Origin of the sequence: Rariglobus hedericola (assembly GCF_007559335.1) — a bacterium.
Lineage (GTDB): Bacteria > Verrucomicrobiota > Verrucomicrobiia > Opitutales > Opitutaceae > Rariglobus > Rariglobus hedericola.
The window spans coordinates 48,810-67,101 of sequence record NZ_VMBG01000002.1; the positions used below are offsets into that span (position 1 = coordinate 48,810).

Below are 18,292 nucleotides of genomic sequence, written 5' to 3' on the forward strand. Positions count from 1 at the left end.
TGATGATCGTGGTCACCCCGACACCATGAATACCCGCCTCCTTCCCCATTGCGCGTGGCTGCTGGCCGCGCTTGCCCTTGCCTCGCCCGCTCGTTTGCCCGCCCAAGCCTTGGACGAAGCGATCAAAAGCTTCAAGGCCGCCCCCACTCTCAGCTCTTCAGGCCTGGCGGATGCGAGTTATTCCGGCAATGTCCTGCGTGAGTGGGACAGCGCCCAGAACCAGCTCAGCAGTCTCGACGGCTACATCGATAATAACGATTTCAACAATGCCCTCAGCCAGGCCCGCCAGTATGCGCGCTCAGCCCGCACTCCCGAGATCCGCAAGCTTTGGGATGATCTCGTCACTGCGCTTCAGACGGAGGCCAAGGCACGCGAAGCCGCCTTCACCGAAAAGGTCGAAGCGCTCTCCACCCGCGTTGGCAAGATCGCCCTTGCCGCGACCAAGCCCTCCGAACTCGACGGTATCCTCGACGAACTCTACGCGCTCCAGGAAGCCCGTAACAACGGCGGCTACAACAACCGCCTTCAACGCACCTACACTCGCATCGATAACACCCTCAGCTTCGTCAACGGCTGGCAGGACTATCTCGCCCAGCGCGAAAGCGGCGACGTTGATGGCGCCCGCAACAGCCTGCGCAACCTGAACTCCAACAGCTTTCGCTACCGCCCCGTCAGCCGCTCCGACATCCTCAAGCTCATGTCGTCGATCGAGTCGCCGGTGAGTCCGTCGACCAACCTTCTCGCCGACGCCACGCTCGATAACCTCACCGTCATCCGCGACCGCATCGCCGCCTTGCAGGAAACCTCCTCCGGCCGTCGCTCCAACGAATTCTACGCGTTGCTTGGCGATCTCGACGCCCTCAATCGCGCCGTCAGCGAACTTAAGGCCGACCGCCTCGCCAGTGCCCGCGATCTCCTGCGCAATTCGAATTCCACGGCCCACGCCTACCTCGATGCCATCGCAAAATTGAAGAATGATTTTATCATTCGTGCGCTGCCTGCCCTCACCGGCGTGAAGTTATCCACCCCGCCCGCGGCCAACGAAACGGCCATTTCTTATTTGAACCGCCTCGTGGAAGAAGCCGTCAAAGCCGAGGACTGGCCGCGCGCCCAGCGACTGGCCACCGTAACCAACGATCTCGTCCCGAATGGCGGCTCCTGCTCCGCCCGTGAACCGCTCGTCGGCGCCAACCCCGCCGTCGCCATCAAAGCCTGGACCAATGCCCAGCGCATGGAAAAGGCCGCTCAACCCGTTGCCGCCGCCGCACTCTATCGCGAAGCCCTCAAAGCAGGCGCCCCCCCCAAGCTCGAGGCACAGATTATCGAGCGCCTGCGCGCCCTTGCCGTCGAATCGCCCGAATCGGCGAAGGAAATGCGTTAACAGCGCTCCTAATCCAACCCGCGCACGGATTTGTCATCGTCATTTAAGAGGCAACAAATCCGTGCCGTTGTGCTCTATTACTAACGTATGCCCCATATCACTCCTGAAGTTATCGGCGCGAAGGTCATCCTTCGCGGTATTCACCTCGAACTGAGCGACGCCATGAAGGCGAATTACAACGAGAAGGCGGCCAAGCTCCTGCGCCACGAACCGCGTATCGACCGCATTCGCTTCGACGTCGAACTCGATAAAACCAAGACGTCCAAAGACCATTTCATCGCCCACGGACGCATCGAAATCAGCGGTCCAGATATCGTCGCCTCCGCCGACAGCGAAGACGCCTACAAGTCCGTCGATCTGCTGACCGACAAACTCGACGGCCTCCTCCGCAAGCGTCACAGCGAGCTCAAGGAAAAGCGCCACCACCCGCACGGCGTGGACATCGGCGCACCGCTTCCGAAAACAGTCTAAGCAAGCGCAGACGATTTTCGTTTTAAAAACCCGGCTCGCCCTGCGAACCGGGTTTTTTTGCGCACATTTAAATCCACGCCAACAATTCACTCGGCAACGCTACGCCGATTGGTTTCCTGCTTCGTGTGCGACCCTTACGAATTCTGTTCGTCACCCCCGAAGTTGAGCCGTTTGTAAAAGTTGGAGGTCTCGCCGATATGACCGGCGCGCTTCCCAAGGAACTCGCCGCCCTCGGCCATGATGTGCGCATCGTGTGTCCCGCCTACGGCTCCGTGAAGTCCCACGGCCCGCGCACCGCCCGCGCCGAACCGCTCGGCGTCGACGTCGGCTCCGAGGCCCAATGGGCACGCACGTGGGAAGCCACGCTGCCGGGCACCGCGGTCCCCGTGTATTTACTGGAACACGACGGCTACTTTGCGCGCCCCGAAGTTTACGCCGGCCCGGGAGGCTCGCACACGGACAACGACCTGCGCTTCGCCTTTCTTTGCCGCGGAGCGCTCTCCCTCTGCCAGCAGCTCGACTGGATTCCCGACGTCGTCCATGGCCACGATTGGACGACCGGCCTCCTCCCCGTCTACCTCAACACCACGCTCAAGAACACGCCGCTCGGCCGCATCGCCTCGGTGTTCACGATCCATAACCTCGAGCATCAGGGCTACGCCGACCGTCGCGTGCTGGACTTTGCCCGCCTGCCCGCCTCCGAGTTCCGCGCCGACAGCGTCGAATCGACCGGTGCAGTCAACATGCTCAAGGCCGGTCTCTACCACTCGACCAAGCTCACCACCGTGAGCCCCACCTACGCCGAGGAAATCAAAACGCCCGCCGGCGGCTGGGGCTTGGACGACGTGCTTCGCTTCCGCGCCGGCGATCTCGTCGGCATCCTCAACGGCATCGATACCGCCGCCTGGAATCCCGCGACCGACAAGTATCTGCCCACCCACTACAGCGCCACCACCCTTGCCGGCAAAGCCGCCGACAAACGCGCTCTGCAAGCCCGCCTCGGCCTCGCCCAAGATCCGCACGTCGCGGTCTTCGGCGTCGTCGCACGCTTCGTCCAGCAAAAGGGCCTCGATCTTCTCGCCGAAGCCCTGCCCCACATCATGGGCCGCATGCACGTGCAGTTCGCCATCCTCGGCTCGGGCGATCCCGGCCTTGAACACACCTTCCGCTGGGCGGCCGGCCAGTTCCCCGGCCGTGTCGGTGTCAACATCGGCTACGACAACGAACTCTCCCACCTCATCCAAGGCGGTTCCGATTGTTTTGTGATGCCCAGTCGCAGCGAGCCGTGCGGACTCACCCAGATGTATGCGATGCGCTACGGCACCGTGCCCCTCGCCCGCGCCACCGGCGGTCTCATCGACACCATCGAACAATACACCGAAGGCAGCGGCAAAGGCACCGGATTCCTCTTCACCGACGCGACCGCCCCCGCGCTCTACAACACTGTGGGCTGGGCTTGCGCGACCTACTACGACCGCCCCGCAGAGTTCACGCGTCTTCGCCTCAACGGCATGGCGAAGGACTTCAGCTGGAAGACCAGCGCCGCGCACTATGTCGAGGTTTACCGCTGGGCCGCCGAGCAGCGCACGGGCGAGAAGCTGGTTTAAACAAAAAGGACGGACCGCGAGGGCCGTCCTTTCTTACCGGTCCGTTCAATCCTTCGCTTACTTGATCGACGAACGCAGCTCGACCGGTTTGTCGGCCGTGCTCTTCGTGCGAAGCTTCAAGTTCAACATTTCCACGCCGAAGGCGAAGGCCATGGAGAAGTAGATGTAACCCTTCGGGATGTGCTGGCCGAGCGATTCGCCGACGAGCGTCACGCCGATCAGGATCAGGAAGGACAGCGCCAGCATCTTGAGCGTCGGGTGACGGTTGACGAAGTCGCTGATCGCTCCGGCAAACGCCAGCATCACGCCGAGGGCGATGACCACCGCCGTCACCATGACCCAGATGTTGTTGGCCATGCCGACCGCCGTGATGACCGAGTCGAGGGAGAACACGATATCAAGGATCAGGATCTGCACGATCACGCTGGCGAACTTCGTCTTGCCCTTGGTGGGATTCGCATGGCCTTCCTCGCCTTCGAGTTTCTCGTGGATTTCAACGACGCTCTTGCCGATCAGGAACAAGCCGCCCACGAGCAGGATGAGATCTTTGCCGGAAATGCCTTCGTTCAAAACCGGGAGCGTGAACAAATCGGTGGTGAGCTTCATCAGCCACGTGATGCTGAAGAGGAGCATCACGCGCGTGATCAGCGCGAGCGACAGGCCGAGCTTGCGGGCCTTGGGCTGCTGATCCTTCGGCAGTTTGCCGGCCAGGATCGAAATGAAGATCACATTGTCGATGCCGAGCACGATCTCCAGCGCCGTAAGCGTGAGGAGGGAAATCCAGATCTGCGGGTCAAGTAGCCATTCCATATTGGCGGCAGAGCAAGCCGGTCCCGCGCCATGTCGTCAACTCGCTCCCGTTTACAAAAGCTCCGGGCGTTTCCCTCCCGCTGCTCACATCACCCACGCCAGGCCCAGTCGCAGCCAAAGCGGAATCAGGAAAACCCCCAGCACCGTCGTGCCGATCACGACCCGCACCGCCGTCAGCGAATGTCCGCCATAATGCTTCGCGATTACCAGCGGCAAAATCCCCGCCGGCATCGCCGCCTGCACGATGATCACCCGCTTCAGGTCATCGGAAACCGGCAACCATTTCGCCAGCATCAGGAACAGCACCGGCAGCACTCCGAGGCGCAACACACTGGAAGCCAGCGTCACCCTCGCATCGAACATTTCGCGCGGACGTTGGAAATATTCCATCAGCGTCGCCCCGATCAGCATCAACCCCAGCGGAATCGCGCAAGCCGCACTCATGTGAATCACGTTAAACGCCACATCGGGGATGAACCGGCCTAGGTCCATCGTATTGCCCAGCACCGCCGCGAACAGCGCGAAGACCGGTGCGTTGACGAGCTTGCGCCAGCCTTCCCGCAGCGAAAGTCCGGCCAGCATCAGAATGCCCACCGTCCAGATAGCCGCTTCACAACCGACATTGTGCACGAGCAACACGCCCACGCTTTCAGGGCCGAACAACGCCACCATCAGCGGCAATGCGATGTAGCCGTAATTATAGATGCCCGTCGAAAACGCGAAAGTCCGCAACCCCTCGCCCTGCTTTAGTCCGATCGCCCGAGCCGCGTAGTAGGAAAGATAAATTCCCATCGCGATGGTCGCGAAACCAATGAGCGGCGCGAGCAACAGATTGCCCGGTTGGCGAAGCGCGGCGTTGCCTAGCACATTCTCAAAAATCAGGCACGGGTAGAGAAAATTGACGACCAGCTTGAGCAGGCTCGCGTCAGCCTCGGAGGTGAGCCACCGCACGCGACGCATGATCGCCCCCACCCCGATCAGAGCGAACACCGGAAGGATCAACAGCAGAAGCTGCCAGTAGGAAGGCATGGCGGAAACGAATCAGCTTTCTTCGATTTCGGCCATCGCACGACCCGCAATCCAGCCCGTCGTCCACGCAGCCTGAAAGTTAAAGCCGCCCGTGATGCCATCGATATCCAGCACCTCGCCGGCGAAATGCAGCCCCGGACACTCGCGGCTTTCCATCGTCTTGAAATCGATCTCCCTCAACCGCACGCCGCCACACGTCACAAACTCGTCCTTGTTGAGGCTCTTGCCTTCGACGATGAACTCCGCCGCCGCGACCTGGCGCGCCAGCGCTTGTAACAAAGTATTCGATACCGATGTCCACACGGTCTCGGGCGTGATGCCGGCGGCGACGATCAACCTTTCCCACAAGCGCGCCGGGATCGCGAAGGGATTCCAGGTGGCGATCTGCTTTTTGAGATTAACGAGTCGCGCCGCCGTGAGCGTCTCCAATGCCTGCGGGACCGCGCGACCTTCGGCCCACGAAACGACGACCGTGAACTTGTAACCGCGTTCCGCGAGTTCGCGCGCGCCCCAAGCCGACAGTTTCAAAATGGCCGGCCCGCTCATGCCCCAGTGCGTGATGAGCAACCCGCCGGAATCCTTGAGCTTCGTGCCGGGCACCGACGTGCCGGCGAGCGGCACGGAAAGTCCTTCGAGCCCGCGGATGCGCGCGTCGTCGATGTGAAACGTGAACAGCGACGGCACGGGCGGCTCGATGGTGTGCCCGAGTTGCGCGGCAATCGTCTGCCCCGCCGATCCCTTGGTGCCGCCCGTGGCGATGAGCACGCGGTCAAATTCCCCCACCGAGTTATCCGTGAACTCGACCGTAAACACAGGATTCACCCGCTCGATGCGTCGCACGCCGATCGGCATGTAAACTTTCACCCCCGCCTGATCCGCCGTGCGGCGCAGGCAATCCACGATCGTCCCCGAATCATCCGTGATGGGAAACATGCGGCCGTCGCTTTCGGTTTTCAGTTCCACACCCCGCGCGGCAAACCACGCGATCGTGTCGCGCGGACCAAACCGGGTGAACGGTCCCTGCAGCTCGCGACTGCCGCGCGGATAACGTTTCACCAGCTCACGAGGCTCGGGACAGGCATGCGTGACGTTGCAGCGTCCGCCGCCGGAGATCCGCACCTTCGCGAGCGGATGCGCCGTGGCCTCGTAGAGCACCACGCGGGCAGACGGATTCGCTTCGGCGCAGGCGATGGCCGCAAAAAATCCCGCGGCGCCGCCGCCGATCACAATCACGCGAGGTGCTGTCGTTGACATGCCGCGCAGCGTGCGCGCACGGCGCCGGTTGTCGAAAACGAAAAAACCGCCGCACCCGTGAAGGTGGCGGCGGTCGGGTAAAAATAGGCCGGTGGATTAACCGGCACGCTTTTGCCTATCAGGCGTCCGGCGCACCCTTGGGGCCTTTTTCGCCCTTCTTCTCGTCCATGCGCTCTTTCATTTCCTTGCGCATTTTCTCGGCCTTCTCGCGCTGGGCGGGGGTGAGGACGGCATCGACCTTGGTCTTGGTGGCCTCGCGGATTTTGCGCATCTCGGCGCGCTTTTCCTTCTGGTCGCCTTCCTTATCCTTGAGCGCCTTCAGCTGCTCGCGCTCTTCGGCGTGGATCTTTTTGATCTGCTCGTCCTGGGCGTCAGTGAGGCCGAGGGCTTCCTTCATCTTGTCGCCACGCTCGCCGTGTTCCTTCTTCGGAGGAGGACCGTCTTCAGCGCGAATGGTGGGAGCGGCGAAGCCGATTGCGAGGGCGCAGACGGCGAGGATATATTTGCGGGTGCTTTTCATGACAGTTTGGATTTTTTGAGTTACCAAAGGTAACACTCACCAAGACGTCTCCCTCTCGCGGCAGTTACACTGATTTCATTTTCCATGACACTTGACCGGCTCACCGCCCTCGCTTCAGCCGTGATCGAGGCCACGCAAAAAAAGCTCCCCGCCGAACTGCGCGACCTCGCCGGAGCGGTGCCTGTCCACTACGAAGCGCTGCCCGATGCCGAGCTGATCGCGGAGGGATTTGAGGACGATATTCTCGGGCTTTTCACCGGCTCCGCCTACGGAGACGAATTGCGCGAAGACCAGCCCATGCCCGCGCAAATCATTCTCTTCCTCGAAAACCTCTGGGACTTTGCCGAGGGCGACGAAACGATCTTCCGCGACGAGGTGCGCATCACCTATCTGCACGAGCTCGGACACTATTTTGGCTGGGACGAGGATGAGCTGGCCGCCCGCGAATTGGACTGATCGGCCTGTTCACGGGAACCGCCTTCACTCCGCGCTTTCCTTGAAGTGACATCTGTCGCATATCTTTCGCCTCATTCCTGTTTCATGAAAAAAATCCTTTCCCTGTTCATCGTGCTCGCGACCGTCGTGTCGCTCCATGCGGATTCCAAAAGGGACCGTGAGCGCTTCATCACCCGCCTCGAAACCTGCGAGGCGATCCTTCGCGAATTTCAGGCGGATCCCGCCCTCGCCATTCCCGCCGATGTGCTGCAAAGCGCCAAGGCCATCGTTATCACGACCCAGATTCGCGGCGGCCTCATCCTCGGCATGCAGGAAGGCTACGGCACCATCCTCGTCAAAAAATCCAATGGCAGCTGGAGCATCCCCGTGGTGATTCGCGCCGGTGAAGCCAGCCTCGGCCTGCAGCTCGGCGGTTCGCGTATAGAAAACGTCTACGTCATCATGAACGCGGAAACGCCGCGCCAGTTGTTCGAAGGTCGTTTCAACATCGGTGTGGATGCCGCCGCCGTCGCCGGCCCCCGCGTCGCCGACTCGGAAAAAACCAACCGCCAGTTGCTCAGCGTTCCCGTTCTCGTTTACAGCAACCAGAAAGGCCTTTTCGCCGGCGCCACCGTGAAGACCGGCTACATCACCCGCAGCGATTCGGTAAACCGCGCCTACTATGGCGTTGATTACGACCTGCCAGAACTTCTTTACGGCAACTTCGTCACGCCGGTTCCCACCGAGGTGCATCCGTTGATCGACTACGTCACGCAGCTTTCGCCGTAATCCGTCATGGCGTATCATAATCCCGTGCTCGGCGGTGGTGGCATCCACCACGTCGCGCTGAAAACGAAAAACTGGGACGCCTCGCTCGCCTTCTACAAAGGCGTCCTCGGCTTCGCCGAAAAGATCACCTGGGCCTATCCCGACGGTAACCGCGCCGGCATGTTCGACACGGGTGGCGGCGCGTATCTGGAAATCTTCGAGAACCACGTGGAAACACCCGCTCCGGGCGGCATTCTGTTCCACCTCGCGATCCGCGCCACCGATGTGAACGCCGTCACCGAACGCGTGCGCGCCGCAGGCTGCAAGATCACCGTCGAGCCGAAGGACGTCACCATCCAGACGACCAACGGCACCGGCCCCGTGCCGGTGCGCCTGTCGTTCTTCGAAGGCCCCAACGGCGAGATATGGGAGCTGTTTCAAAACGAGCTCACCTGAATCCGTCAGGCCTCACGCCGGCGAATCCGTCAAAGGATCGCCGGCTTTTTTATTGCAGCCAGGTCAGCGCAGGGCGTCCGGCCGACCACGCGAGTTCCGCCGGTCCCGCCCACTCGCACTTGCCCGTGCGTTCATCACCATCGAGGTAGGCCACAAACGTCAGCATCGGACCGCCTTCACCCGAGGCCCAGAACTTGATGATTTCCACCGCCGGCAGAGTCTTGCGACCCAGGATGTCCACCAGTGGGAAATCGATCATGCCGTTAAGCGCACGATAAACGACCTCGGTGCACACCAGTTTGTCCGCACTGAAGAAATCAAAGTCGAAATCGTAGGGTTTGCCCACGTGGTCAAACGCGCGCGCGATCACTTCTTTTTTCTGCAACGGCGTGAGATTGGGCCGCAGCACCGCCACCGAATCCGCCTCACCGATCGAATGCTCGATCGTGGTGAACACCACGCCTTCGCTGATCGCCTCAATGATCGCGTAGCCATGTCCGCTCGCATCGCGCTGGGTGAATTTTTCGAGATGCCGCTGAATGCGCATGTCCTGATCGATGCCCGCCGCCTTGATCTGCTCGGGCGTGCCGACATAGAGCGCCGAGTGCGGCCAGTAGCCGGGCAGAAACGCATTGGAGAGATACCAGTTGCGTCGCTCGATGAGGATATCTCCTGGCTGCAACAGCGGTCTCAGACGCTCCATCAATTCCGGCGTGATCAATGATTTCCCGTGGCGCGGCTGACGGATCTTCGTGTCGCCGATGAGCGTCGAGACGGCCGAGCTTGCGCGGTAGTAACTGCCCTTCACCGTGCCAGTCACATCGGCCAGCGCGGTGCCGACTTTATAAGAGAACAACTCGTCCGACAGCTTAGCGGTGTTTTCCGCCGCGAGCAGGATCGACGCATGGAATTTCTCATACGGTTCGCCCGCCGTGAGGCCGGCTGCCTGCCATTCTGGCAACGTGCGCTGATAGTTTTTCCAGCCAGACTCGAGCCAGCGGCGATGCTCGACGTTGCCGAGATTGGCGCGGATCAAATCATACGTGCCCGCCGGCAAATCCCAGCGTGGCTCCGCTTCGTTGAGTTTACGGATCGCTTCGTCCTGGTCTTTGAATGCCTGAACGAAACGCGCCGAATAATCGTAGGCCACTGCCGCCGCCGTGTAGTGCAGCAACAACGCCCGCAGGCGCACCGCCTCCGGTTTGACGTCTTCGTTGCGCTGATACTTCCACACCGTGCGCAACAGCACCGTGCGGTAGTTGAGAAACTTGAGCAGCAGCCGGCGGATCTCTTCGTCGTCGGCCTGTTTGTAGTAACTGCGGCGGCCCGCCTTCAGATCGCCTTCGAAGGCGAGGAACGTTTTTTCAAGTTCATCGAGCCCGTCGATCACCGCCACGAGTGAACGTTCATCGGACGCCATCTGCTCGGTCAGTTGCGTGACGGGCAACGCGGCAATGTTCGGCGCATCCGCCCGCAAAAACTCCGTCGGACGATCACGCAGCAACCACGCCGAAAACCACACCATTACCGCGAGGCTGATCGCGGCCACCGTCACGTTGAGCCACAACGGCGGACGATAACGGTTCGTCGCCATCACGATGGTCGCGGGTGCAGGCATCGCCGAGTGAAACTCCTTGGCCAGCCCGCCGAGTTCCCTCACCACCACGCTTTGCGAAGCCAGCAACTCCGCACGCAATTTCGGCTTCAGCAACAAACGTGTCTCGGCGCGCAAACGCGGAAAAAGCGTTTTCCAGCGGCGCGCATTATCCAGCGCCACCAACGCACTCACCGGCATGAGCACGAGCCAGGTCACCACGACCCAAGGCACAAAATAACCGCTCAGCCACCACGCCATGAGGCCATACCACGCACCATAAACGGGCAGGCCCAGAAGCAGGCGGTTGAGCGCCAGCGTCATCTGCCCCGGAGCCGGAACCCACACGCTCACAAAACGCACGAAGAGGTAGGGCGCGAGATGCGTGACCAGTCCGAAGAATCCAACCAGCGCACCCGTGACGAGCTTGAGCATCGTCAGTGAAAACGAGCCGACGAGCATGCGCGCCTGCAACGAAAGCTCCATGTCGTCAGCCGGCACACCCGCCGCCCGCAACGCCTGTCCATGCGCGCGCACGCGGGCGGCCGCCGCCTCGGCCCGCGGACGATCCGTGCGGTAAAAATAATTAATCGCATCCACGGCGGCCTGCTGGCGACGCAGGCCGTTGAGCGCATCGCGGCGCTTGTAACCCGCGGCCGGTAGCAACGCCTCGAGGTCTTCCAGCAACGGCTGCCACTCCGCTTCGTCGAGATGGAGCACGACGGATTTCAACCGGGTGTTAAGCTCGGTCGTAAGCGTGCGCATCGCGAGGTGTTCGTCGCCGTTGTGCTGCGCGAGCCACTCGGCCGCATCCACGGGCTCGCCGACCTTGATCCACACGGCGCTGCGAAACCGTTCCTTTTGCTCGTAGTGCAAACCGACAGGCACGATTTTTAATCCCTGCGCCCCCGCGGCGAGCGCTTGCAACGCGAGCCGCGCAGCGCCCGAACGCACGAGCGCGAGTTGGTTGGCATCGTGGCTTTTTCCTTCGGGAAAAATTCCCATGACATGACCCGCGGCCATCTGCTTCGCGGCGGCGGCGAGTGACTCGAGATTGCGCGCGACCTGCAGGCGGTCATCGGTGCCGCGATACGCGGGCACCATGCCGAGCGCGTGGAGAACTTTCCCAAAAATCGGAATGTCGAAGAGTGGTGCCTTGGCCATCAACCGCACCGGACGCCGCGCGGCGATACCCAGCATCACGGGATCGATCAGCGAATTGGGGTGGTTGGCCGCCAGCAGCACGGGACCGTCCTGCGGAATGCGATCCGCGCCGGACACCTCGATGCGCGGATAATAAAACTTAACGAGTGACCGCACCAACCGCCGCGCAAAGGAACCGGAGAATTCAGACAAAGCCATGGTTATAAAATCAGTTTGTGCCACGCAGGTGCGCGACGAGTTCGGCGAGCACCGCATCGGTCACGGCCGCTTGCGCCTCGGTGCGTTTCATGCCCGGACACACGACGCGCCCAGTGAGAATTTTCCAACGGCGCGCAGTCACACGGTGCGCGATCGCCCAATAGGCAAAAGGATCATCCACGCCCTGCTCCCGCGCCGGTTCGGCATAGCCCGTGGTCGCGATGGCCAGATCGGCGCCGAAGAGAACCGCCACGCCTCGCGCCATCTGCGCGGCGACTTCGGCGGAAACACAATTCACGCGGGCGGCCGCGGCGCGCTTCACCCCCAGCTGGCGCACTTTTTGGTCGAGCGTGTAAGCCGTGACGCCGCCCAGAAAATAACCCGATGCGCCCGACACAGCGGTTATCGCGGCCTGCACGCGTCCGCCAGTCAGGCTCTCCGCCACGGCGAGCGTGAGCGCTGGCTCGCGCAGGCAGAGGGCTTTCAGTTCTTGCGCGGCGGAGACGGACATGACGGCCAGCTTACGCCGTCTTCTTCGCGCGGCGAGCTTTGGCCAAGCGCTTCCGCAAACGCCAGCGGTGGCTCTTAGCGACAATGTAACCGACGCATTTTTCAGAGCCGCAAAGACACGGATGATCGCTCCAGTTTTCCACATCGAACCCGTAGTCAAACGTGAGCTCCTCCCCCTTCACGATGTCGCGACGCGCGACTAGCCAGATGTGTCCGCGGAAATTAGCACTCTCGCAATTGGGCACGCACGAGTGGTTGAGCAACCGCGCGGTGTTCCACTTCATGTGTCCGTCGAGGTCGTAACGCTTGTTGATCTCGAAAATATAAACACAGCCATCGCCGCCCTTGGCCGCACGAGCGGCGCGGGCTTCATCACGACGCTCGGATTCGGCTTTGGTGATGCGCTCGCCTTCATATTCAATCACCCGCGTGCCTGATGGAATGTCTTTGGATGCGATGACCCCGAGGCCATGAATTTTTGAGCGGCGCACGCGTGCCCACGGCGACGTGGTCTGGGCGCGCCGGCGCGCGGACGGTTTCGCGACGGCGGTTTTTTTAACGGTCTTCTTTTTAACAGTGCTCATGCGTTCAGTTCCAAGCCCACCGGACAGTGATCGCTGCCCATGATCTCAGGGGAGATCCAGGCGCGCTTGAGCCGCGGGGTCAAAACGGAAGATGTAAGGAAATAATCGATACGCCAACCGATGTTGCGCGGACGCGCGCCGGCGCGATAAGTCCACCACGAGTAGTGGCCCGGGCCTTTTTCAAAGTGGCGGAACGTGTCCACGAAGCCGGCCGAGAGAAACGCGCGGAAGCTGTCGCGCTCCTCGTCGCTGAAGCCGGGATTGCCCACGTTTTCCTTGGGACGCGCGAGATCGATCGGTTCGTGTGCGACGTTCAAGTCACCGCAGACGATCACAGGCTTGGCCTTCTCCAGCTTGCGCAGGTAGGCGAGAAAATCGCGGTCCCAGCGGAGCCGATACGGCAGGCGCGCAAGCTCAGCCTGCGCGTTGGGCACGTAGACGTTGACGAGATAGTAATCGGCGAACTCCGCCGTGATCACGCGCCCCTCCTGGTCGTGTTCCTCGATGCCGATGCCGTAGAAAACATTGAGCGGCGCATGGCGCGTAAAAATCGCGGTGCCGCTGTAGCCCTTCTTCACGGCGGCGTTCCAGAACGCCGTGTAGCCCTTCGGCCACTCGACATGCTGCACATCGCCGGGGTGGCACTTGGTCTCCTGCAGACAGATGACATCGGGGCCGTTGACGCCGAGGTGGTCGAGAAAGCCTTTTTGCAGGACGGCGCGAAGGCCGTTCACGTTCCAAGAGACGAGTTTCATGAAGCGCAAACGCTCCACGGTCCGCGGCGAGGTTTCAACCCTGAGGTTGCCAGCGGGCGAGAGATTGCGCCATTTTCGCCGTTCCATGTCCGTGTTCACCCACATCCCGCTCGGCCAACGTATTCCCGCCAGTCTGCACGGCGTCTCCGCCAGCCTGCCCACGATGCGTGATGTCATCGGCTATGAGGAAAAAGATCCCGAGGTCACCCAACACATGACCTCCGGCTATCCTCGCTTCGTCGTGCACCCGTTCGCCAAAAAAGCCGGCGCCCACCTCCTGCGCACCCTCGGGCTCGCGGGCAACGCCATCTGGCTCACCTCGTCCATCCGCGCCGCCGAGCAGCTTCGTATCCACCTCGGCGAACCCGCCGCGCTTCTGCCGACCACGGCCGCACTGACCGGCGTTACCTTCCCGGAAGACGCCACGCTCTCCTCGCGCGCCAAGACCTTTCTTCAGCACAGCGGCATGTTCCTCTCCTCCCGCGAAGCCGAGGATTACCTGCTGCGCGTCGGCGAGCTCACCGCCGATCAGGCCCAGGTCGAAAAAGGCTTCGACGGCTACGCCCCCGCCAACGTGAAAGGCCACGTCGCCCGCTTCTACCAGCACGCCTCCGCCTCAGACGTGTTCCTCGCCACGAGTGGCATGAACGCCTTGGCCGCGTCCTTCCGCGTGGCCGCCGATCTGCAACGCCCGCTCGGTCGCACCCGTTGGCTCCAGCTGGGCTGGCTGTATCTCGACACCATCGCGATCCTTCAAAAGTTCACCGACACGCCCGCCGAGGACTACCTTTACCAGTCCAACGTCTTCGATCTGGCCGCGCTCAAACAGCTCTTCATCGAGCAGGGTTCCCGCATCGCCGGCCTCATTACCGAGGTTCCGACGAATCCTCTGATCCAGACGCCGGACCTCGCCGCCATCGCCGCCCTGTGCCGCGAATACGGCGTGCTCCTGATCATCGATCCGACCGTCGCCTCGCCACTCAACATCGACGTGCTCCCGCACGCCGACCTCGTGGCCAACTCCCTCACCAAATACACCGCCGGCGAAGGCGACGTGATTCTCGGTGCCGTGGTCGTCAACCCGCAGGGATCGTTCGCAGCCGAGTTCCGCACCCGCCTGCCGCACGCGTTGGAACCGGTTTACTCGCGCGACATCGCCCGCCTCGCCTCGCAAATCGGCGACGCGCCCGCCCTCATGGCGCAGATCAACCGCACCACGCCCGCCGTCGTCGAGTTCCTGCGCACCCACCCGCGCATCAAAGAACTCTACTGGTCGCTCCATCCCGACTCGCGCGAAAACTACCTCAAGATCGCCCGCTCTCCCGACGCCATCGGCAGCATGATCTCGTTCGTCGTCGATATGCCCGTCGCGAAGTTTTACGACCGCCTGCGTCTGCCCAAAGGCCCGAGCTTCGGCATGAAGAACACGCTGATCTGCCCGTTCATCTACCTCGCCCACTACGACCTCGTCACCAGCGAGGACGGCCGCGCCACACTCGCCGCCTCGGGGCTGCACCCGGAGCTGCTGCGCCTCTCCATCGGTTCCGAACCCGCCGAGGACATCATCGCCACGCTGGCCGAAGCACTGGCCGACTGATCGCGCGCCCTGCGATGACGACCGCGTCCTGCAAGCTCGCGATCAAAGCCCTCCCCAACGCCCCGCGCAACGAACTCGCCGGCTGGCTCGGCGACACGCTGAAAGTCCGCGTCCACGCGCCGGCACTCGAAGGCCGCGCCAATGACGAGCTGTGCGCATTCATCGCCGACACCCTCGCCCTCCCCCGCCGGGCCGTGACGGTTTTCCAAGGCGATAAATCCCGCCAAAAACTCCTTCATATCCAAGGCTTCACCTTCCCCGAAGTCCGCCAACGCCTCGACCCTTTGTAACTTAATAGGTTACAATCCTCGCCTTCAGCCCTCCGCCATTTTGTAACTTATTAAGTTACAAAAATCCGAAACTACTTCGTCAGGCGTAAGAAACGGGCGGCTAAAAGCACAGCGGCGATGGCTAGGCCCACCGCTAGGCCAACCCAGATGCCCACCGCGCCCAAGCTCGTGTGCAACCCTAGCAGATACCCGCCGGGAATCGCCAGGAGCCAGTAAGCGATGAACGAAATCGTCGCCGGCACGCGCACATCGGCCAGTCCGCGCAACGCCCCCGAGCCGATTACTTGCGCGCCGTCGAAGAGCTGGAAAATCGCCGCCACCACGAGAAGTTTTGCCGCCAGGGCAACCACTCCGGGATCGTTCACAAACCCTCCCGCCAACCACGGTCCGAACACCGCAAAGCCGATGGCAGAAACGCTCATGATCGCGATGGCCGTGACCAGCCCGCCGGTGGCGATCGGTCGCAGCAACTCATGCCGCCCCTCGCCCACCGCTTTGCCCACCCGCATACCCACCGCCATCGAAATCCCCAGCGGGAACATGAACATGAACGCGGCGCAACTGAGCGCGATCTGATGCGCCGCCAATGCCTCCGCTCCGATCCAGCCCATCATCAGCGCCGCCATCATAAACGCACCGACCTCGAAAAACAGCATCACCGCCGCCGGCACTCCGATCACCAGCATTTCGCGAAACCGGCGCGCCTGCAGTCCGCGCCACCAGGTATCCGGCCACGCACTACGGAAGCCCGTCGCCCGGCGCAGCCACAAGATGATCGCGACGACCACGATCACTCGCGATGCCAGCGTGGCCCAACCCGCGCCCGCCAATCCCAGCGCGGGAGCCCCCCAGTGGCCATAAATCAGCACCCAGTTCAGCACGACGTTGAGCGCCACGCCGCCGAGCATGATAAACATCGGCACCCACGGACGCCCCAACGCCTCCGCAAATTGCCGGAACACCTGAAACACCAAAGTCGGCAGGATCGACGCGGTGATCAGCACGTAGAACGGGTTGACCGCCGCGAGCACTTCGGGCGGCTGGCCGAGCCGGTGAAACCACCCCATCAGCCCGAGCATCAGCGCGAATTCCACGAGTCCCGCGATCACGCCCAACGCCACGCCGTGCTGAAGCCAGCGTGCGCCCGCCTGATCGTCGCTCGCCCCGTGCTCGCGCGAAACCAGCACCGCGACCGGCAGCAACAACCCCAAGCCGACCACAAAAAATACCGAAAACACGCCGCTCGCAAAAGCCGACGCAGCCAATGGCACGGCTCCGAGGCGGCCGATCATCACGCTGTCGGTCACGCCCATGAGCATCTGGCTCACCTGTCCCACGATGATGGGCAGTGCGAGGCGCAGAGTGGCTCGGGCTTCTCGGAAATACACGGACATGCGGATAAATCCTATTCCTGCCCACCCAAGTCAAAGACCCAATGACGCCACCTTTCCTTGAGCCGTTTTTGGCCAAGCCAACTTGTAACTTATTAAGTTACAAATATGCATTTCTCGTTACTAATAAATTGTTTATTTAGTGATAAAATCACGATCTGAAGCGTCCCGATAGGATCGGCTGATCTCAGATCAAAGCGGGGGGCCTTCTTTCAGTCAGAGGGCTCGTTACGACAATCGGGTTGCGACGGGAACTCTGGCTACGCAGCGTCAGTCCCATCGTTTATCAACTTATGCACACTTCCCTGCGCTCCGCTTTGATCATTGGCAGTCTCGTTGGAATGACCGGCTTCATGTCGGGTTGCTCCACCACGGACGGCAAGTCCGCCACCAATCCGCGTCAGCCCGGTCCAGCCATCGGCCAGGGCGTGGGCGCGGTGGTCGGCTCGGTCGGCGGCAATGTCGTCGGCGCCGGCGTCGGTGTGGTCGAGGGCGCTTCCAGTGCCGCGAAAGGCGTGTTCACCAACGAGCCGCGCGTCGTGCGCGTGTGGCGCACCGAAACCACCAGCGACGGCCGCACCATTCAGGTGCCCTACGAGATTCTCGTGGACCAATACGGTCGTCCGATTGGCGATAAAAAGAAGTAAGCGGCGAACGCCGGTGGGTAGCTTCTCATCACGCATCTGTAGCGCTTCAAATAAAACTGTAGCCATCGGATTTGCTTTGAGGAGGACGGACCTTCAGGTCCGTCACCGTAACCATTTGGCGAATTTCATGATGGTCTGGCCGGGAGGTCCGACCTTCTTTCCGGTCACAAAAAAGCCGTCCCGCGAACTGCGGGACGGCTTTTTGTTTTCGCGTCGAGCGCCGGATTACCAGCCGACGGCGGACTTCTTGGACTGCTTGGCGATCTCGCGGTCTTCTTCCCAGACGGTGAGGCCGGTCTTCACGTTGATGAGCGACATCTGGAACGTGTAAGTGTTCTGGGTGACGCCGTTGAGACGGTCGACCTGCTGGATGAGCTTCGCGTAGAGCGTGAAGTGCGGGGCGATGACCTTGGCCTTCTTGCCAGTGGTCATTTCATCGAGCTCGGCGGCCTCGGAGGCAACGACGGCGCGCTCGCCGAGGCCCATCGTGTTCGTGATGGCGACCTTGCCGGTCTGGGTGAGGGCGACGCGGATCTTCTTGATGAGGAGATCGGTGTCGACGTTCAGCTGGGTGTTGTTGAGCACGCGGTCGATCGCGAGGACGGCGGGCTGCGACGGAGCGCGGTCAAGGGCGCCGGAGGTGAGCAGCGAGTTGATCAGCTGGTCGGCGGCATTGGACCAGTCCTGGGAGTTGATCCCGGCGGTGTTGAGGGCCTGCGGGCCGCTGGCGTCGACGTTGCGAACCTGCGCCGATTGGCAGCCGGAGAACACGAAGGCGACGGGTGCGAGCACGCCGGCGAGAAGAGCGGTTTTGAAGCGGAGTGTGGTCAT

General features: G+C 61.9%; 19 protein-coding genes. 9 read left to right on the plus strand and 10 right to left on the minus strand.

Features of this window, described 5'->3' with window-relative positions; translation table 11 throughout:
• Positions 1–25: 25 nt before the first annotated feature.
• From FPL22_RS10565 to glgA, 3 genes are all read left to right on the plus strand, one after another.
• Entirely contained in the window at positions 26–1,381 is a 1,356-nt protein-coding gene (locus tag FPL22_RS10565; RefSeq protein ID WP_144230322.1) for a hypothetical protein, read from the plus strand.
• Between the two features lie 87 nt (positions 1,382–1,468).
• The gene (hpf, locus tag FPL22_RS10570) at positions 1,469–1,852 is read left to right on the plus strand and encodes a ribosome hibernation-promoting factor, HPF/YfiA family (protein ID WP_144230323.1); all 384 of its coding nucleotides are present in this window, start codon (positions 1,469–1,471) and stop codon (positions 1,850–1,852) included.
• 125 nt (positions 1,853–1,977) lie between these two features.
• Entirely contained in the window at positions 1,978–3,459 is a 1,482-nt protein-coding gene (gene glgA / locus FPL22_RS10575) for a glycogen synthase GlgA (RefSeq protein ID WP_238991389.1), read from the plus strand.
• Between the two features lie 57 nt (positions 3,460–3,516).
• Here glgA and FPL22_RS10580 read toward each other — a convergent pair whose 3' ends face one another.
• From FPL22_RS10580 to FPL22_RS10595, 4 genes are all read right to left on the minus strand, one after another.
• Positions 3,517–4,269 carry a TerC family protein gene (locus tag FPL22_RS10580; protein WP_144230325.1) on the minus strand — a complete coding sequence of 251 codons (753 nt, stop codon included), beginning with the start codon at positions 4,267–4,269 and terminating at the stop codon, positions 3,517–3,519.
• 84 nt (positions 4,270–4,353) lie between these two features.
• Positions 4,354–5,298, minus strand: coding sequence for an AEC family transporter (locus FPL22_RS10585; RefSeq protein ID WP_144230326.1), 945 nt, complete (start codon positions 5,296–5,298; stop codon positions 4,354–4,356).
• Positions 5,299–5,310: 12 nt separating this feature from the next.
• Positions 5,311–6,552, minus strand: a complete 1,242-nt coding sequence (locus FPL22_RS10590; RefSeq protein ID WP_144230327.1) for a BaiN/RdsA family NAD(P)/FAD-dependent oxidoreductase — start codon at positions 6,550–6,552, stop codon at positions 5,311–5,313.
• Between the two features lie 118 nt (positions 6,553–6,670).
• Positions 6,671–7,072 (minus strand): Spy/CpxP family protein refolding chaperone, encoded by a 402-nt coding sequence (locus FPL22_RS10595; protein WP_144230328.1) that lies wholly within the window; start codon positions 7,070–7,072, stop codon positions 6,671–6,673.
• An 84-nt stretch (positions 7,073–7,156) separates the two neighbouring features.
• Here FPL22_RS10595 and FPL22_RS10600 point away from each other — a divergent pair, with 84 nt between their 5' ends.
• The 3 genes from FPL22_RS10600 (at position 7,157) to FPL22_RS10610 (ending at position 8,731) form a co-directional block, all read left to right on the plus strand.
• Positions 7,157–7,528 carry a metallopeptidase family protein gene (locus FPL22_RS10600; RefSeq protein WP_144230329.1) on the plus strand — a complete coding sequence of 124 codons (372 nt, stop codon included), beginning with the start codon at positions 7,157–7,159 and terminating at the stop codon, positions 7,526–7,528.
• Positions 7,529–7,612: 84 nt separating this feature from the next.
• Positions 7,613–8,296 carry a lipid-binding SYLF domain-containing protein gene (locus FPL22_RS10605; RefSeq protein ID WP_144230330.1) on the plus strand — a complete coding sequence of 228 codons (684 nt, stop codon included), beginning with the start codon at positions 7,613–7,615 and terminating at the stop codon, positions 8,294–8,296.
• A 6-nt stretch (positions 8,297–8,302) separates the two neighbouring features.
• Positions 8,303–8,731 carry a VOC family protein gene (locus tag FPL22_RS10610; RefSeq protein WP_144230331.1) on the plus strand — a complete coding sequence of 143 codons (429 nt, stop codon included), beginning with the start codon at positions 8,303–8,305 and terminating at the stop codon, positions 8,729–8,731.
• 49 nt (positions 8,732–8,780) lie between these two features.
• Here the strand turns inward: FPL22_RS10610 and FPL22_RS10615 are convergent, their stop codons facing one another.
• Genes FPL22_RS10615 through FPL22_RS10630 form a run of 4 tightly spaced genes read right to left on the minus strand, consistent with a single transcriptional unit; the run spans position 8,781 to position 13,536 of the window.
• Complete coding sequence (locus FPL22_RS10615) at positions 8,781–11,687, minus strand: 1-acyl-sn-glycerol-3-phosphate acyltransferase (protein ID WP_162525271.1); 2,907 nt, start codon at positions 11,685–11,687, stop codon at positions 8,781–8,783.
• A 10-nt stretch (positions 11,688–11,697) separates the two neighbouring features.
• Positions 11,698–12,198 carry a CinA family protein gene (locus FPL22_RS10620; protein WP_144230333.1) on the minus strand — a complete coding sequence of 167 codons (501 nt, stop codon included), beginning with the start codon at positions 12,196–12,198 and terminating at the stop codon, positions 11,698–11,700.
• Positions 12,199–12,208: 10 nt separating this feature from the next.
• A complete protein-coding gene (locus tag FPL22_RS10625; protein ID WP_144230334.1) occupies positions 12,209–12,781 on the minus strand; it encodes an SET domain-containing protein in 573 nt (190 codons plus the stop codon).
• Complete coding sequence (locus FPL22_RS10630; protein ID WP_144230335.1) at positions 12,778–13,536, minus strand: exodeoxyribonuclease III; 759 nt, start codon at positions 13,534–13,536, stop codon at positions 12,778–12,780. Before FPL22_RS10630 ends, FPL22_RS10625 begins: the two co-directional genes overlap by 4 nt.
• Positions 13,537–13,621: 85 nt before the next feature.
• Between FPL22_RS10630 and FPL22_RS10635 the strand changes: the two genes are divergently transcribed.
• On the plus strand, positions 13,622–15,133 hold the full coding sequence (locus FPL22_RS10635) for a PLP-dependent transferase (RefSeq protein ID WP_144230336.1): 1,512 nt from the start codon (positions 13,622–13,624) through the stop codon (positions 15,131–15,133).
• 14 nt (positions 15,134–15,147) lie between these two features.
• Entirely contained in the window at positions 15,148–15,423 is a 276-nt protein-coding gene (locus tag FPL22_RS10640) for a DUF167 domain-containing protein (RefSeq protein ID WP_238991390.1), read from the plus strand.
• Positions 15,424–15,494: 71 nt separating this feature from the next.
• Here FPL22_RS10640 and FPL22_RS10645 read toward each other — a convergent pair whose 3' ends face one another.
• Positions 15,495–16,817: an MATE family efflux transporter gene (locus FPL22_RS10645; RefSeq protein ID WP_144230337.1), complete on the minus strand. Its 1,323-nt coding sequence runs from the start codon at positions 16,815–16,817 to the stop codon at positions 15,495–15,497.
• A 290-nt stretch (positions 16,818–17,107) separates the two neighbouring features.
• On the opposite strand from FPL22_RS10645, the gene FPL22_RS10650 reads away from it, so the two are divergent.
• Entirely contained in the window at positions 17,108–17,461 is a 354-nt protein-coding gene (locus FPL22_RS10650; RefSeq protein ID WP_144230338.1) for a flagellar motor protein MotB, read from the plus strand.
• A gap of 225 nt (positions 17,462–17,686) precedes the next feature.
• Here the strand turns inward: FPL22_RS10650 and lpoB are convergent, their stop codons facing one another.
• A complete protein-coding gene (lpoB, locus tag FPL22_RS10655; protein WP_144230339.1) occupies positions 17,687–18,292 on the minus strand; it encodes a penicillin-binding protein activator LpoB in 606 nt (201 codons plus the stop codon).

Bases quoted from the DNA above. Each gene is read 5' to 3' on its own strand.
- FPL22_RS10580 (WP_144230325.1), bottom strand. From the start codon at position 4,269: ATGGAATGGCTACTTGACCCGCAGATCTGGATTTCCCTCCTCACGCTT.
- FPL22_RS10635 (WP_144230336.1), top strand. From the start codon at position 13,622: ATGTCCGTGTTCACCCACATCCCGCTCGGCCAACGTATTCCCGCCAGT.
- FPL22_RS10610 (WP_144230331.1), top strand. From the start codon at position 8,303: ATGGCGTATCATAATCCCGTGCTCGGCGGTGGTGGCATCCACCACGTC.
- FPL22_RS10585 (WP_144230326.1), bottom strand. From the start codon at position 5,298: ATGCCTTCCTACTGGCAGCTTCTGCTGTTGATCCTTCCGGTGTTCGCT.
- FPL22_RS10625 (WP_144230334.1), bottom strand. From the start codon at position 12,781: ATGAGCACTGTTAAAAAGAAGACCGTTAAAAAAACCGCCGTCGCGAAA.
- FPL22_RS10630 (WP_144230335.1), bottom strand. From the start codon at position 13,536: ATGAAACTCGTCTCTTGGAACGTGAACGGCCTTCGCGCCGTCCTGCAA.
- FPL22_RS10615 (WP_162525271.1), bottom strand. From the start codon at position 11,687: ATGGCTTTGTCTGAATTCTCCGGTTCCTTTGCGCGGCGGTTGGTGCGG.
- lpoB (WP_144230339.1), bottom strand. From the start codon at position 18,292: ATGACCACACTCCGCTTCAAAACCGCTCTTCTCGCCGGCGTGCTCGCA.
- FPL22_RS10645 (WP_144230337.1), bottom strand. From the start codon at position 16,817: ATGTCCGTGTATTTCCGAGAAGCCCGAGCCACTCTGCGCCTCGCACTG.
- FPL22_RS10590 (WP_144230327.1), bottom strand. From the start codon at position 6,552: ATGTCAACGACAGCACCTCGCGTGATTGTGATCGGCGGCGGCGCCGCG.
- FPL22_RS10650 (WP_144230338.1), top strand. From the start codon at position 17,108: ATGCACACTTCCCTGCGCTCCGCTTTGATCATTGGCAGTCTCGTTGGA.
- FPL22_RS10605 (WP_144230330.1), top strand. From the start codon at position 7,613: ATGAAAAAAATCCTTTCCCTGTTCATCGTGCTCGCGACCGTCGTGTCG.
- FPL22_RS10620 (WP_144230333.1), bottom strand. From the start codon at position 12,198: ATGTCCGTCTCCGCCGCGCAAGAACTGAAAGCCCTCTGCCTGCGCGAG.
- FPL22_RS10595 (WP_144230328.1), bottom strand. From the start codon at position 7,072: ATGAAAAGCACCCGCAAATATATCCTCGCCGTCTGCGCCCTCGCAATC.
- hpf (WP_144230323.1), top strand. From the start codon at position 1,469: ATGCCCCATATCACTCCTGAAGTTATCGGCGCGAAGGTCATCCTTCGC.
- FPL22_RS10600 (WP_144230329.1), top strand. From the start codon at position 7,157: ATGACACTTGACCGGCTCACCGCCCTCGCTTCAGCCGTGATCGAGGCC.
- FPL22_RS10640 (WP_238991390.1), top strand. From the start codon at position 15,148: ATGACGACCGCGTCCTGCAAGCTCGCGATCAAAGCCCTCCCCAACGCC.
- FPL22_RS10565 (WP_144230322.1), top strand. From the start codon at position 26: ATGAATACCCGCCTCCTTCCCCATTGCGCGTGGCTGCTGGCCGCGCTT.